The 15,270-nt window shown below is 68.8% G+C and carries 12 protein-coding genes; 8 read left to right on the top strand and 4 right to left on the bottom strand.

Annotated features, from left to right (window positions below; genetic code table 11):
• The first annotated feature begins 243 nt into the window (after positions 1–243).
• From ABD340_RS06290 to ABD340_RS06320, 7 genes are all read left to right on the top strand, one after another.
• Entirely contained in the window at positions 244–1,080 is an 837-nt protein-coding gene (locus ABD340_RS06290) for a hypothetical protein (protein ID WP_344587557.1), read from the top strand.
• Positions 1,081–1,344: 264 nt separating this feature from the next.
• A complete protein-coding gene (locus ABD340_RS06295; protein ID WP_344587558.1) occupies positions 1,345–1,710 on the top strand; it encodes a pilin in 366 nt (121 codons plus the stop codon).
• Between the two features lies 1 nt (position 1,711).
• A complete protein-coding gene (locus tag ABD340_RS06300) occupies positions 1,712–4,324 on the top strand; it encodes a TrbL/VirB6 family protein (RefSeq protein ID WP_344587559.1) in 2,613 nt (870 codons plus the stop codon).
• A 149-nt stretch (positions 4,325–4,473) separates the two neighbouring features.
• Complete coding sequence (locus ABD340_RS06305; protein ID WP_344587560.1) at positions 4,474–6,189, top strand: VirB4 family type IV secretion system protein; 1,716 nt, start codon at positions 4,474–4,476, stop codon at positions 6,187–6,189.
• Positions 6,186–8,627 carry a type IV secretory system conjugative DNA transfer family protein gene (locus ABD340_RS06310; protein ID WP_344587561.1) on the top strand — a complete coding sequence of 814 codons (2,442 nt, stop codon included), beginning with the start codon at positions 6,186–6,188 and terminating at the stop codon, positions 8,625–8,627. Before ABD340_RS06305 ends, ABD340_RS06310 begins: the two co-directional genes overlap by 4 nt.
• Positions 8,624–9,547, top strand: coding sequence for a replication-relaxation family protein (locus ABD340_RS06315; RefSeq protein WP_344587562.1), 924 nt, complete (start codon positions 8,624–8,626; stop codon positions 9,545–9,547). The genes ABD340_RS06310 and ABD340_RS06315 overlap by 4 nt, the downstream gene beginning before the upstream one ends.
• Positions 9,538–10,524, top strand: coding sequence for a C40 family peptidase (locus ABD340_RS06320; RefSeq protein WP_344587564.1), 987 nt, complete (start codon positions 9,538–9,540; stop codon positions 10,522–10,524). Before ABD340_RS06315 ends, ABD340_RS06320 begins: the two co-directional genes overlap by 10 nt.
• Positions 10,525–10,611: 87 nt before the next feature.
• Here ABD340_RS06320 and ABD340_RS06325 read toward each other — a convergent pair whose 3' ends face one another.
• From ABD340_RS06325 to ABD340_RS06335, 3 genes are all read right to left on the bottom strand, one after another.
• Complete coding sequence (locus ABD340_RS06325) at positions 10,612–11,016, bottom strand: hypothetical protein (protein WP_344587565.1); 405 nt, start codon at positions 11,014–11,016, stop codon at positions 10,612–10,614.
• A gap of 106 nt (positions 11,017–11,122) precedes the next feature.
• Entirely contained in the window at positions 11,123–12,229 is a 1,107-nt protein-coding gene (locus ABD340_RS06330; protein WP_344587566.1) for a MarR family transcriptional regulator, read from the bottom strand.
• A gap of 646 nt (positions 12,230–12,875) precedes the next feature.
• Complete coding sequence (locus ABD340_RS06335; protein ID WP_344587567.1) at positions 12,876–13,274, bottom strand: ATP-binding protein; 399 nt, start codon at positions 13,272–13,274, stop codon at positions 12,876–12,878.
• A 698-nt stretch (positions 13,275–13,972) separates the two neighbouring features.
• On the opposite strand from ABD340_RS06335, the gene ABD340_RS06340 reads away from it, so the two are divergent.
• Positions 13,973–14,194, top strand: coding sequence for a hypothetical protein (locus ABD340_RS06340; protein ID WP_344587568.1), 222 nt, complete (start codon positions 13,973–13,975; stop codon positions 14,192–14,194).
• 154 nt (positions 14,195–14,348) lie between these two features.
• Here the strand turns inward: ABD340_RS06340 and ABD340_RS06345 are convergent, their stop codons facing one another.
• Entirely contained in the window at positions 14,349–15,026 is a 678-nt protein-coding gene (locus tag ABD340_RS06345) for an AfsR/SARP family transcriptional regulator (RefSeq protein ID WP_344587569.1), read from the bottom strand.
• Between the last annotated feature and the right edge of the window lie 244 nt (positions 15,027–15,270).

Genomic DNA, 15,270 nt, shown 5'->3' on the forward strand with positions numbered 1-15,270 from the left:
GGTCTTCGGGCTGGTCAGAGCCGATGTCGGTGCCTTGTCGAGGCTTGACCGTCGAGCTGGACGGCCAGGACCGCTTCCGACGGCGGGCGGTGATCGTGCAGCTCACTGGTCACTTCGGTCGGTTCTCGGTTTGAGACGGCGAGATGAAGGCCCCGAATCGGGGCCGAGGAGCGGCCGAAGAACGGCCGAACGGTGGTGGAGACCTGGGGTGACCGATTCCGCTCCGACCATTCGGGGGTCTGCATGAACACGAGCACCATCGACCGCACTGCCAGCCGTAGCAAGGCGGGCGTCGACGCCGACACGTCCGCAGGGGGTCACCCATTCGACATCGCGGAGACGACGTTCCGGCTTCTGACGCGAGGGCCGTCCCCGCTCTCGATGGACGGCGCGTTGCTGGGGCACGGTCTGCCCGCGCGCGTCATTCCCCTCGACGAGCTGCGATCTGTCCTGCTCCACCCGTCCACCGGACACGCGGCGCGTGACGCCGTGTGGAAGGAGTTGGTGATATGGGCGCGTCAGAAGGGGGGCGTGTCCTGGGTCATGGCGTGCGTCGGCCTCGCGCTGCCGGGGCTCAAGGCGGTCGTGCGGGACGACCTGCGCGCATACGTCCGCTCCGAGGGCAAGGCGGGGAGTGCCCGCGTGGCCGGCGAGCTGCTGGTGGCATTCCACGACGGCCTCCTGCGGATCGACATCGAGCGGCCCAAGATCGCTCAGCGTCTGCTGTGGCGGTCGGCCAAGGCGGTCGAGCGCGCCTACCGGGTGCGAGTTCGGGTGGTGCCGGTCGAACCGGCGATGCTGGCGCAAATCGCGCCGCGGCGCGGCAGGCCAGAGCAGCACGTGGACCTGCTCATGGACGCGGCGGTCCGGCAGGGCACCCTCACCCGTCTCGAAGCAGAGATCGTCATCGCCACGCGGCTCGAAGGCGTCGCCCCTGACAGCGTCGCCAAGCAGCTGGGGATCGGCTACGAGGCGTTGATGAAGCGCCGCCGTCGGGCCGAGGAACGACTGGTCGCCGCGATGCGCGACGGCGGTCTTCGTGAGGACTTCGCCGATCTGATGTCCGATCCGGGTGCGTGATCGGTCAGTTACTGAGTGAAAGACACTCGCGGACGCGGAGACGGCCCGGGCCGGATGGTCACCCGGTCCCCAGCCGTTCATCCAGTGCCCTCGTGAGGAGGACACCCGCCAGGCCCGGGTCCGTCTCCGGTCCGCGAGTGCCGCCCACCTCGATCGATCGGTGCCGCCGCCTGCGCGCCGACCTGGCCGCCTGCGTCTCTGCTTGGAGGGCCGCACATGCGCACCTGTCCGTTCTTCCGACTCCTTCCATCCCGCCAGCGCGGCGTGAGTCGGCTCCGTCTCCTGGCCGCCGTCCTGTTGGGGTGCGTGGGCATCCTGGCCGTCGGTCTCGTACTGGCCTTCACGGTGGTCTCAGCGGCCGAGGCCGCTGGTGCCGAAGCTGTGAGGGTGGTGGCGAACCCCCGTCTCAACCAGGTCATCAACAATCTGCGGAACGTCATCGTGGGGCTCCTGGTGGCGCTGGCCACCTTGTTCGCCACCATCGGCGGCGTCCGCTACCTGCTCGCCGGTGGCGACCCCGGCGAGGCCGAGGCCGGGAAACGCACGCTGCGCAACGCCGCCTTCGGCTACGGCATCGCCGCCCTCGCTCCCGTCCTGGTGCAAGTACTCAAGTACATCGTTGGGTCCTGAGATGAGCGCCGGGACGCTCCGCTTCGCCCCATGGGGCAGGTGGGCAGTCGTCTTCAGCGCCGTCGTTCTCCTTGGGCTTTGCTGGACGGGCCTTGCCTCGGCTGCTCAACCGCACATCCGCGAGTATCCGGTGGCCACCACGTCATGGTCCGGTCTGGCCGCTGATCGCAACGACACGGACGACGAAGGCGAAGGCCAAGACGAGTGCGGTGTGATCGACCTGGGCTGCCAAACGAAGAACGCTGTGACCGACTGGTTTCGGTCTCTTGCCAAGTCGGCGATGAAACCGGTGCTCGGGTTCCTGGCCGGCACCCAGTTCGCGACTCCCGAGATCGGGTCACCGCCGATGGCGCAGGCCGAGCGGATCTGGGGCTCGTCACTGATCATCGCCAACACGTGCTTCGTGCTCCTGGTGACGCTGGCCGGAGTGCTGCTGATGGCCGGTGAGACCTTCGCCGGGGCCGCATCGCCGCGCGAGGTCGTCCCGCGATTGGTGGCCGCGTTCATTGCGATGAACATGAGCCTGATCGTGATCGGCTACGGGGTTTCCCTGGCCAACGGGCTGTCGCAGTCGATCCTCCTCGGCGGCGAGCGGATCGACCCGAATCAAGCCGGACGTGTCCTGGCTCAAGGTGTAGAGGCGTCCATCAACACGGGTGGGGCGTTCTTCATCCTGGTTTCGCTGGTGGCCGTGGTCATGGCGGCCATGCTGGCCTTCATCTACATCATGCGCCTGGCGATCATCATGGTCCTGGTCTCGGTCGCACCGATCGCGCTCATGTTCCACGCCCTGCCGCAGACCGATGGGATCGCGCGGTTGTGGTGGCGGGGGATAACGGGCGCCTTGGCGATTCAGGTCTGCCAGTCCTTCGTCTTCATCGCCGCGCTGCGGCTGTTGCTCTCCCAGCACAACGACAACAACGACTTCTTCGCAGGCGTCCCGACCGAACAGGCCGAACTGGTCGACCTACTGCTGGTCATCACCCTGCTGTATGTGCTGATCTGCATTCCTCGATGGGTGGCGCGGTCGGTATGGCAACAGGCACAACCACGAACTCTCAGCCGACTCGTCCGGACTCTCCTGGTCTACAAGACGTTGCGTGCCGCGTCCGGAGTCGTGGGCAAGGCGGGCGGCCGGACGGGCGCGGGCCGAAGGGCTGCTCGTACTGCCGGGGCTGGTCGGCGTAGGCCCAGCCCCGGAGGAGCGGGACCCCACCGACCCGGCGGCTCTGGCGGTCCGGGTGGCTCTGGCGGCCCGGGTGGCTCAGGTGGTCCGCGTCATGGTCCACGCAACGGGCGCCGCAACGAGCGACGTCCCGGGCCACAGAACGGCGCTGACGGGTCCGACCCGCGCCATAGCGGCGGACCCCGTAGCGAAACCGGTGGTGGGGCGCGCAACGGGCCGTACGGCGGCCGGTGGCGTGGCGCCGGGGACGGCGCCCGGCCGCGTCCGGACGCGAGCCCGGGCTGGCGTTCGCGGCCGCGCCCAACGAGCGGCGGACCGTTCCGGCCGATTCCCCACCCGCAGCCCCCGCCGATGCGTCCGTACCGGGCGGGCGGCTCGAACACCGCGACCCGCTCGCCATCAGTTCATGCGCTTGGACCCGCCTCGACGGCGCCGGTACGGCAGGAGGAACCGTTGAACGACGAGCACGAACCGCTCTCGGTGAGAATTCCCGCCAACGTGGAGCAGCCCGACAAGATCATGTACGGGCTCAACGGGCGCCAGCTCGCCATCCTGGCCGTCACCGCTCTCCTGGCCGCGACCGTGTACCTGGTCGGAGCCGCTGTGGTCCCGATGGCGGTCCTCGCCGGGGTGCTGTTCCCGATCGTGGCCGCTGGATGCTCCATGGCGCTGGGCAGCCGCGATGGCATGAGCCTGGATCGCCTCGCCCTGGCCGCCTTCGACCACCTGCGGAAGAACCGAAAGCTGGTGTGCGCGCCAGAGGGAGTGCCTGCTCCGCCGAGCTGGTGGCGTGTGCGAGGACGGTTGCCCGGTCCGCTGCGGCTCCCCGTTCACGCGATCCGTGAGGACGGCGTCATGGATCTGAAGGGCGGCGGCACAGCGGCTCTGGTACGCGCCGGAACGATCTCCTTCGGCCTGCGCACTGCCGCCGAGCAAGCCTCGCTTGTGGGGTTCTTCGGACGCTGGCTGAACTCGCTGGAAGCCCCCGTCCAGATACTCGTCCACGCTCGCCCGGTGGATCTGTCCGAGCTCACGGACCGCGTCACCGAGGCCGCGCCGCGCCTCCCGCACCCGGCCTTGCAGCAGGCCGCGGAGGGGCACGCCGGGTACCTGGACGAGCTTGCGCAGTCGCGGAACCTCCTGGTGCGCGAAGTGCTGATCGTCATGCGCGAGCAGCCCGTCCCGGGCTCGGGCGCCCGCGGCCGACGCGGGAGGGTGCGGGAAGCCAACGCGGCCGTTGTTGCAAGGCGTGCGGCGGAGACTGTCCGGACTCTGACCGGGTTCGGGATCAGTGCCGAGTACCTGGACGGCGAGGCGTGCGCTCAAGTGCTCACCGAAGCGTTCTCACCAGCCGAGTCCCGCCCCGTCCCTGTCACGGACATCGACGAGCCGATCACCGCCCAGGTCCACGCCCCTGACGGGACGTAGGGGCGCAGCTCGATCCACACGTCCTATGAGTCCGAGTCTCAGGTGGTGATTCGATGAACCTGCGTACGTCTCTTCGATCAATCCTCCAGCACCCTGCCGGTGACGATCCGGACTCCTGCCCGACGGAAGACGTCGGGCTCGGTGACCTGATGGCGCCCTCGTCCGTATGCATCGGCCCCGGCTCTCTGGAACTGCCCGGCGGCACTTGTGCCTCGTTCGCCATCACGGGCTATCCGCGTGAGGTGGGCGCGGGCTGGTTGGAGCCGCTGCTCACCTATCCCGGTCGTCTCGACGTCTCGCTGCACATCGAGCCGGTTCCTCCACTCATCGCAGCCCAACGACTTCGGCGCCAGATCGCCCGGCTGGAGTCGGCTGCCCGTTCCGATGCTCAAGCGGGCCGGCTGGTCGACTTCACCGCCGAGGCCGCGGCCGAGGACGCCACCGACCTGGCCTCTTCACTGGCCAGGGGACATGGCCGTCTGTTCAGAGTCGGGCTCTACCTCACCGTTCACGCCTTCGACGCCGCGGACCTCGAGGCAGAGGTGCAGCAGGTTCGCGCCCTGGCTGCCTCGCTGCTGCTGGACGCCCAACCGACTACGTTCCGAGCCCTCCAAGGCTGGATCACCAGCCTGCCCCTGGCTCAGGACGCGATCAGGCAGCGACGCACCTTCGACACCGCCGCGCTCTCCGCCTCGTTCCCCTTCGCCTCGCCCGACCTGAACGCCCCCATCGGCGAGACCGGCGTGCTGTACGGGGTGAACATCGCAAGCTCAGGAGTCGTGGTCTGGGATCGGTTCGCCCAGGACAACCACAACTCGGTCGTGCTGGCGCGGTCTGGGGCGGGCAAGTCCTACTTCACCAAGTTGGAAGCGCTACGGCTGCTCTACCACGGCGTTCAGGTCTGCGTGGTGGACCCGGAGGACGAGTACCGCCGTCTCGCAGAGAGCACGGGCGGCACGCACATCGCGCTCGGCGCGCCCCAGGTCGCCTTCAACCCGTTCGACCTGCCGACCGACCAGGCCGGGGACGTGTTGACGCGGCGCGCCCTGTTCATTCACACCCTGGTGGCCGCGATGCTCGGTGAGCCCCTCGCCCCAGCTGCCCGGCCCGTCCTGGACCGCGCTGTTCTCGCCGCCTACGCGGCCAAAGGCATCGGTTCCGATCCGTCCACCTGGAGTCGGCCCGCACCGCTCCTGGCCGACCTCGTCGAGCAACTCGCCATCGGCAAGGACCCTGAAAGCACGGCGATCGCCGAGCGGCTCGCACCGTATGTCACCGGCTCCTACAAGGACTTGTTCGCCAAGTCCACGACCACTCGGCCCGAAGGACACTTGGTCGTTTTCTCCCTGCGGGACCTCCCCGACGAGGTCAAGTCGGTCGGCGTGCTCCTGGCCTTGGACGCGATCTGGCGCAAGGTCGCCAATCCGGCCGACCGGCGGCCCCGCCTGGTCATCGTCGACGAGGCGTGGATGCTGATGCGGGAGGCCGAAGGGGCGAAATTCCTCAATCGCCTTGCGAAGTCCGCGCGGAAGCACTGGGCAGGGCTGACCGTCGTCACGCAGGACGCCGCCGATCTCCTGGCCTCCGATCTGGGCAGGGCCGTGGTGTCCAATGCCGCGACTCAGATCCTCCTTCGGCAGGCGCCCCAGGCGATCGGCTCCGTCGGCGACGCGTTCGGGCTCTCCGAGGGAGAACGAGCCTTCTTGCTGTCGGCCGAGCGAGGAGAAGGTCTGTTGTGCGGCGGCAACGCCGGCGACCGGGCCGCCTTCGCCGCGATCTCGTCCCAGGCCGAACACGAGGTCATCACCACCGACCCCGCCGAGCTGCTCGACAACGGCGACGGGACGGAGATCGACCCGCTGTGAACCCTGACTGGACACAGGTCTTCGACGAGATCGCCCGCCTATCGGACGGGCTGGCGGCTCAGGCCTACCGCCACGGTACCGAAATCGCCTTGGCGGTGGGCGTCATCGCAGTTGCCCGAGCCTGCACGCAGTTCGTTGTGTCGCGCTGGCGCACGCGGCGATTCAGCCGCGATGCGCGGGTGGTCGCCGTCTCCGTCCCACCGCAGGTCGATCCGGCCAGCGCCCCGGTTTGGTGGGCTAACCAGGCCGGACTCCTCGCGCCCAGGTGGAAGCGCTGGATCGTCGGCCAGCCGCATCTGTCATTCGAGTACACGGGCGACGACGCCGGACTCCACGTGCAGATCTGGGTGCCGGGAGTCGTCCCACCCGAAATGGTCGAGCAGACGATACGCGCGGCATGGCCAGGAGCAACCGTCACCACCCGCCCGGCCTCCGACCTGATCTCTCCCGACTACCGCGCGACCGGCGGCCGTGTGGTGTTGGCCAACGACGACTCCTACCCCATCAAGTCCGATCACGACACCGACCCGCTGCGCCCGCTGCTCAGCATGGTCGCGGCGTTGAGGCGAGGCGAGAAGAGCGCCGTGCAAGTCCTCGCACGGCCAGCGACAGGGCGAAGACTGAGCCGAGCACACCGCATCGCCGCCACCTTGAGAACCGGGCGCCCTGCCGGCCTCCGGGCGCTCGTGTTCGACCTCATCACCCCCGGCAGTCGCGCCGGGTACACGCACCACTCCAGCGAGGCGAGCCGGACGCATCCTGAACGCGCCGACCACGTCCGAGCCATCCTGGCCAAGGCCGCCCAACCCAGGTTCGAGGTCGAGGTTAGATACGCCGTCGCCACGCACGCACCAGCGGAAAAGGCTGAAGGCTGGCTGCGCGGTCACGCACACGCCCTCGCTTCCTTGTCAGCCCTGTACGCCTCCGGCCCGCAGTACCTCCGTCGCCGCAGGCTGTGGCGAGCAGCCGCCGTCCTGAACTCGCGCCACCTGGGACGCGGCTACCTTCTCGGGGCTTCGGAGCTGGCCGCCTTGGCGCACCTGCCGCTCGATCTCGACGCGCCCGCCATCACACGAGCAGGCGCCCGACCGGTAGCACCGCCGCCGGACGTCCCAAGCGGCCCCAGCAAGAAGATCGGACCGGTACGCATCCTGGGAGACGCCGACGGAGGCAGCCCACGCCCTGTCGCCCTCCCCGTCCTAGGCGCACGCCAACACGTGCACGTCCTCGGACAGACGGGCGTCGGCAAGTCGACCTTGCTCGTCTCCATGGTCTTGGCGGACGCCCGCGAGGGTCGCGGCGCGCTGGTCCTCGATCCCAAAGGCGACCTCATCACCGACATCCTGGACCGGTTGCCGAGCCGCACGGTGAAACGAACGGTGCTGTTCGATCCGTCAGACAGCAGCCCGCCGCCCTCGGTCAACATCCTCGGCGGCCCTGATCCGGCGTTCGCCGTGGACTCCGTCGTATCGATCTTTCACCGCTGCTACCCGTCGGCCTGGGGCCCGCGACTGGACGATCTACTCCGCTCGGCGTGCCTCACCCTCACCCGTACACAAGGACCGCGCGCCACGCTCGCCGACGTTCCCCGGCTGCTGACGGACACACCGTTCCGGCACCGAGCCCTGGCACGACTCTCCGATGAGCTGCTGCGCGGATTCTGGGCCGGGTACGACGAACTCTCGGCCGCCGGGCGGGCCTCAACGATCGGGCCGGTCATGAACAAGCTGCGCGCCGTCCTGCTCCGCCCGTTCGTCCACCAGGCGTTGTCCGCGACCGAATCGAGTGTGGACCTCGCCCGCCACCTGGACCGGGGCGGGCTGGTCCTGGCCCGTTTGCCCAAGGGCGTTCTCGGCGAGGACGCGGCCAGGCTGCTCGGCTCGATGCTGCTGGCGCACACCTGGCAAGGCATCACCCGACGCGCCTCGTTGCCCGAGCCCGAAAGGCCGGACGCAAGCGCCTACATCGACGAGTGCCACAACTTCCTCAACCTGCCCGGTTCGGTCTCCGACATCCTCGCCGAAGCCCGCGGATACCGCTTCTCGCTCGTCCTGGCGCATCAGCACCTCTCACAGCTCCCCAAGGATCTCCGCGACGCGGTCTCGGCCGACGCCCGCAACAAGATCTATTTCGCCGCCTCGCCTGAGGACACCAGAGATCTCGTCCACCACGCCGGCCCCGTCCTCTCCGCGCACGACCTCTCCCACCTCGGTGCCTACCAGGCCGTAGGACGGCTCGTCTCCGCAGGACGTCCGAGCGCCGTCTTCACCTTCCGCACCCGGCCACTCCACGCCCCCATCCCCGGACGAACCGAAGAGGTGCGCCAGGAATCCCGCAAGCGATTCGCACCGAAAACCGAGCCCTCATCCGAGGGCGTGACGGCCAAGGACGCGGTCCTAGCCGATCCGCGCGACGACGACCAGGAGGATCACCGATGAGCCGGACCCACATGCGCATGCGCCGCCCCGCGACCTCCTCCAGCCGCGCAAATCCCGAACTGTTCCTCGAACTGCGGCGACGCCTCACCGACCGCGACCGAGAGATCTTGAACCTGCTCTGGGAACACCGCGTCCTGACCACGCACCAGGTCGCAACGATCTTCTTCAGCACTCCCGGAAAGGGCCGGCACCGGCTACTCGAGCTGTTCCGACTCCGCGCCCTGGAGAGGTTTCAACCCTGGGTACCGGTCGGCGCCGCACCCTTCCACTGGGTAATCGGCCCGCTCGGCGCCGAGATCCTGGCCGCCGAGCAAGGGATCAGCGTCCGCGAGCTCGGATACCGCCGGGCCTCGGCCTTGGCGGTCTGCCACTCACGGCACCTCGGGCACCAGATAGGCGTCAACGAGTTCTTCACCCGCCTCCACGCCCATGCCCGGCGAGACCCGAACGCAGCGCTGTCCAAGTGGTGGTCAGAGCGTCAATGCGCGCGGCTCTGGGGCGACCTCGCCCGCCCCGATGCCTACGGCCGATGGACTGAACTCCACCCGCAAAGCGGCCGACTCGCCAAGCTGGACTTCTTCCTCGAACACGACACGGGAAGCGTCGTCCTGGCCAAGGTCACCGCGAAAATCGGCAACTATGCGGCGCTCGCCGACGCGACCGGGATCACCACGCCCGTCCTGTTCTGGCTCCCGAGCTCGCGGCGCGAGGCCCATCTCCGCGAGCATCTGGGAACACCCGAGGTCCCGGTGGCGACGGCCGTCCAACCGGCAGCCGGACACCCCGCCGACGCAGTGTGGCTGCCAGCTGGGCACAAGGGACCGCGACGGCGCCTGATCGAACTGACCGACGCGTGGCCCGGGATATCCCGCCCCACGACCGGCGGCCCCGACATGCCAGAAAGCGACCCGTGCCGGTAATCGCGGTCGTCGCCGGTATCGCGCTGCTGGTCGCCGTTCTGGTCGGGGCGATCGCCGGGATGTCCACCCGTGACGAGGAATGCCAGCCCGCAACCGCTACCGGCCCGGTGTCCGACATCCCGCGCGGATACCTCGCCCTTTACCGGAAAGCCGGTGCCGAGCACGGTCTCCCGTGGACGATCCTTGCCGCGATCGGGTCCGCCGAGTCCGATCACGGACGGTCCCGCGAGCCGGGCGTCCGGTCGGGCGAGAACCACGCCGGGGCAGGTGGCCCCATGCAGTTCGTCTCCGGCACCTGGGCGGCCTTCGGCGTCGACGGCGACCGGGACGGCCGGAAAGACCGCTACAGCCCCGCCGACGCCATCCCCGGCGCCGCCCGCTACCTACGCCACAACGGCGCGCCCGCCAAGATGCGCGCCGCCCTGTTCGCCTACAACCACTCGGCCGCCTACGTGAACGACGTCCTTGCTCGCGCCCGCCGGTACGAATCCGCCGTGCGATCCACCCCCGGCGCCAACACACTTCAACCCGCGCAAGCGTCCGGGTGCAAACCCATGGTCGGCGCCCACGCCGCGCCGAGCGGGACAGTCGCGAAGATCATCGCCTTCGCGATGGCGCAACGTGGCAAGCGCTACGTGTTCGGCGCGAGCGGCCCGGACGCCTGGGACTGTTCGGGCCTCGTCCAAGGCGCCTACCGCGCCGTCGGATATGCCATCCCCAGGACGACCTTCGAACAGTGGCCGTTCGGCGTCCAGGTCCCCAAAGGCCGTGAGCAACCGGGAGATCTGGTTTTCTTCAACTCAGGCCCGGGGACCTCATCGAGCCGACCTGGACACGTCGGCCTGGTCATCGGCGCCGGAAAGATGGTGGCCGCCCGCTGTTCCACATGCCGCCCCAACATCGGCGTCGAGTCGTACCGCCGTGGCGATTGGATCGGATCCACACGCCCACTCCTCAAGCTCAGGCCCAGGCGATGAACGTTTCCCTCCGCGCCGTCATCGCACACGAACAGGCCCCGGGGCGGTCTGTCGTCGTCCCCGGGGCCTGTGTGCGCTGGTAGCTGCCTACCCGATCGGTGTGATGCCGCCGCCCATGATGCGGCAGGCGCGTTCGTCGGCCGCGTCCAGCAGGATCACCGGCAGTTCGGTGACCCGTTCCGTGATGGCGCGGTGGATCCGGTGGTACCCGTCGATCACCAGGGGCACAGCGGCGTTCGGGACGGGTACGGCGAGCAGCGGTCGGGACAGATCCACGGTGGCCGCGTGAACGGGATCAACGTTGATCACTGGCCGCGCCCACCCCAACCGGGTGATGTCCGCCCGCATCACCGGATGACGGGCCGCCAACCGCGCGGCCTTGTCGACGTCCCATGCCCACCCCAGGAACACGAACATCTGGCCGGTCGCGTCACGGTCAGGCGTGTTCCCCGACGTGTCGCCAGGTGCCCCGCCCGGCACGTCACCGAACATGTAGCGTCTCCTTCGTCATGACAACCTCACGTTCTGTGGTGGGGCCTCACGGCCCCGGGTCATGACGGGGCGGACGGGCTGCCACCCGTCCGCCCCGCCCCGAAGATCAGGCGCTCTCGGCGTCCGCCGTCCCGGAGTCGCCGCTCTCGTTCGCGGGCTGGTTCTCGTCCGTACCGCCACCGGTGTCCGGGCCGGAAGACGCGGCCCGGAAGCGGCGGGGACGCTCACACGTCAGTTCCGCGATCCCGTGCCCGACCAAGGTGTCCAGGGCGTTCGCGACCGCGCCCGGCGACCGGTCCAGGACCCGCGCGATCTCGCCGGGTGTGAACTCCTTTCCGGGATGCGCGTGAAGGTGCTCGGCCACCGCTGGCCGCAACGGGCGCGGCGCGTTGCGGGTACCGCCCGCCGCCGGGCGCGCCGACTGACCAGGCACCCGCCCGGTAGCGCTGGGACGCGACGCACGCCGTACCGCACTGGCGTAGGCGGCCACCTGCTCCAGACCGGCCGCCACCTTCTCCTCGTCGTCGTCAGTGACCGCCGCCAAAGTGGTGGTCACCACCCCCAACAGTTCGGCCAGCAGCGTCCGAGTGCTCTCACGCGCGTGTGCCTTGGCCAGTTCGGCGTCAATACGAGCGCGCCGTTCCGCCTCCTCCTCACACGCCCGCCGCAACGCGTCCTCGGCCGCCGCCCGCCGGTCCGCCTCCTCGTGGAGAATGCGCATCGCCGCCCGTAGCGCGTCCTCAGACGAGGCGCCGGACGCCACCGGGGCCGCCTTGCTCTCGTCGTCAGGACGGGGCTCGGTGGCACCGTCGGTGTCGTCCTCGCCGTCCGGGCCCGTTTCCGCGTCAGTGTCGGCCTCCGCGTCCGTGACCGCGCCGGTAGTGGCCGTCTCGCCGTTGTCCCCTGTGACCGGGGCCCAGATGTCCGGGGTACGCCCGCGCCCGGTCTTGGCGCCCGGCGTGCGAACCGCGTGCCCGGCGTCGGCGAACGCTGCCAGCGCCTTCGTGACCGCCGAACGGCTCACGCCCGACGCGTCCGCGATCGCGGTCACCGTAGCGCCGTCCGGAACGGTCCTGAGGGCGCCCCAGACGGTGCCCGCCGCCCCGGTCGGGTTGAACGTCGCGGGACCGAACGCGGTCACGTCATCGGCCGTTTCGGCGATGCCCGTGCCCGTCGTGGTGGCGGTGATGTTGGTGATGGTGGCCGTAGTCATTCCTTCCTCCTGGGAAACGGCGAATCTAATGGCGGGACTTTCCCGACCGGTGTCGCCGTCATGACGACCATTTCTCGATGACTAACGCCATTGCAACTAGGAGCGCCGATAATTTTCGTCACCCCACCGGCTGGATAGGCTTACCTCAGCCAACAAAAATTTAATTCCGCCGAGGACGTTCACCTCGGGGCGGACGACATCTAGCGAAGGCACGCGGGGAAGCTAGTCCGACTCGGTCACAGCAACGGCCCGACTTGTCGAGTTCACGGAGAACAGAAATTCGCGGCAGCCCAGAGCCGGCCGGAGCAATACCCGAAGAGGCGGACCCAAGCGTGAGACTCAACTCGAAGGCTGCATGAACAGAGCCCGATTCTCGTCCGCCAGCACCCTTGTGGACCCCTGTAGGGGTATCCGGCCGCACCAGCGGCCCACGCGGCAGGCGCCTGACCTGTGCACATGCCACCACCCCGGAGGGCCCGTCATAGTCGGCCCGCCGGACGGCCCCACGGTTGGCATCCCGCTTGGCCCCCCGGTTGCCAGAACACAGCAAGGCCCCGTTCGCGCTGTTGAGAACACGAACGGGGCCTGCCTTCCAGACCTATGCTGGAGCGGGGACCAGCCTGCTACGGACGGGCTGGTCCTCCCTTCATATGGCCGGCGCCACCTCCACCGGCGGCTGAGCTGGCCTGTTGCAGACGCCCGCGAGGTCCGCCCACACCGTGTGTCCCTCCTCGGGGCTACCGTGAACACCGAGCGAGACGGCGAGCTTCGAGATCGCCAGCAGCCCTCGGCCGTGCTCGCGGTTGCTGCCGTCGATCGGGTCGGGCCGCACGGTCGGGTAGCCTCCGCCGCCCAGATCGCTCACTGCGACGTAGGCCAGCCCGTTGTTCACCAGCTCCACGCTGAAGCTTCCGCCCTGCCCCGACAGCGTGTGACGCACGGCATTCGAGGCCAGCTCCGTCACCACGAATCCGACCTCGTCGGCGATGGCGGTCTCCGCGAACAGATACATGGCGAAATGCCTGGCCGCCGGGATCTGGTCCACACGCCCCGCGAAGACACGCCGCCATGACATCGTCCGTCCCATCACGGACGCCGTCGGAACCTTTCTACTTGCAGCCAACCTTTTCCCCTTTCGATCACGTCGTCCGCCGCCACGCACCACGCGTGACCCTAACGGCACGGACGAACCAACCCTATAAAGGGATCCCTCAAACGTGATTGTCAAGCACTCGCCGCAAGGCGTTTCCTGCGTCGATAAGAATGACGACTGGCCGCGGCGCACTGTCAGATCTCCTGAACAATGTTCAGCCGGTGACGACTCCGGTACCCGGCACGGCCTGGGACTGGTCCCGGACGGGTGGCCCTATGTTGATCCACCCCGGTCACGGTCAGGGCTACTGCGAAGGGCGAAGACCATGAACCAAAAGCGGCTGGAACGTCGCGCCTCCCTGGGCACTGCTCATCACTGCGGCGACCCTGCCGCTGGCGGGTTGCGGCGGCGATGAAGCAGGAACGACCGCCCCGCGCGCCTCCACGTCCGCGCCGAGCACACCGCCCCCGAGCGCATCCCCCTCCGCCACGCCGAGCCCGAGCTCGGCGGCGCTGAAGGCACCGGACGGGACACGACTCAAGTCCTGCGCGGACGCCAAGTGCGAGGTCGAGGTCAAGGCCGGTGACGTCATCCGCTTCAACGCGGCCGGCGAGAGCAAGGCCGGATTCGGTGACATCAAGGTGAAGCAAGTGAGCCAGAAAGAGGTGGTCTACGACCTGGCTTCCGGCTCCGCCACCTACACCCAGCCAGTGAGGAAGGAGCCAGACTCCAGCAACCTCAACGACATCTCGCTCACCCTGGTCAGCGTCCAGGGCGAGCGCGCCGTCATCCGCCTCGGGAAACCTGTCCCCGGTGCGTTCACGGCCCGAGTCGGGGGCGGTGGCATGACCGTGACCACTCCAGGCGGCTGAGCAGACCCTGCCAGGTGCCGAGCATCCCTCATGTGGGGAGGCCCGACGCCCCGGCAGGGCTCTTCGGCCGCAGTCGTGGTTCGCGGTACGGCAGTCCTCTGCCCTCGGTGGGGACCGCCTTTCGCGCCCTGCTCGATCGCCACATGCACCGGTGTCACGTTCGGGTGAGCCGTCGATAGACCTCTTCCGTCTGAGACGCCGGCCGTAGTTGCAGCCCCTCCAGAACGTGGGCGAGCTCCTGATAGCAGTGATGGACGGCCGCCACTCGCCCCAGACGCGCGTTCATCTCCATGCGTTGCCGGCAGAGGTGCTCGGCCGTGGGGTCGATGCACGTGGCACGCTCCAGGTGAAGAACCGCGGCTTCAGGTTCGCTCAGGTCGGCCAACTGGGCGAGTGCGTCCACGACCTCACGCTCGAGAGCCAGCGCGGCGTTGCGGGCGAACTCGTAGTCACATCCGGGCAGGTAGGTACCCACGTACTTCTCCACCGCGGACGTGAGCGCGCACACCTTGTCGGCTCCACCGGCCATGCGAGCGGCCTTCAGAGCGTCGCGCAACTCCCACACGTCGAAGGTGAAGAAGCCCGCGTTGACCCGGTAGCTGCTTCTCCCGAGCTTCTGAATGACCTGTGGACCGGCCTGGCCGCCACCAAGGGCTTGCACGAGGCGGGTCCGCGCATCCCGCATCGGCTTCCAGAAGGTGTCCCTGTCGCCGGCGGGGTCCAGGTCAGGCCACAACTTCGCGTAGGCGGTCTCCCGAGGCAGAGGTAGCGCACGATGTTCCGCGAGGAGCCCCAGCAGCGCCCAGGTGTCCTTTCCTCCCTCGGTGTACACCAGCCCCGCAGGTCCTTCAACGGTGCACCGCCCCAGCAGGTGAATCACCCCTGAAGCCGCTCTGGACGTTGGTGAGATCGCGGCGCGCGAACTACCAGATCCGGACTCAGCGCCAACGGCGGAGGCGTTGGCTCGTGACGCCTCGTATGAAGGATCACCTGCCCCTGCCTGGTCAGCGAGGGGCGCCGCATCCCCGGTGTCTTCGTCGCGAGCCCGTAGACAGGAGAGAACCTCGACCAGAACG

The organism is Actinomadura vinacea (genome assembly GCF_039532545.1).
Lineage (GTDB): Bacteria > Actinomycetota > Actinomycetes > Streptosporangiales > Streptosporangiaceae > Spirillospora > Spirillospora vinacea.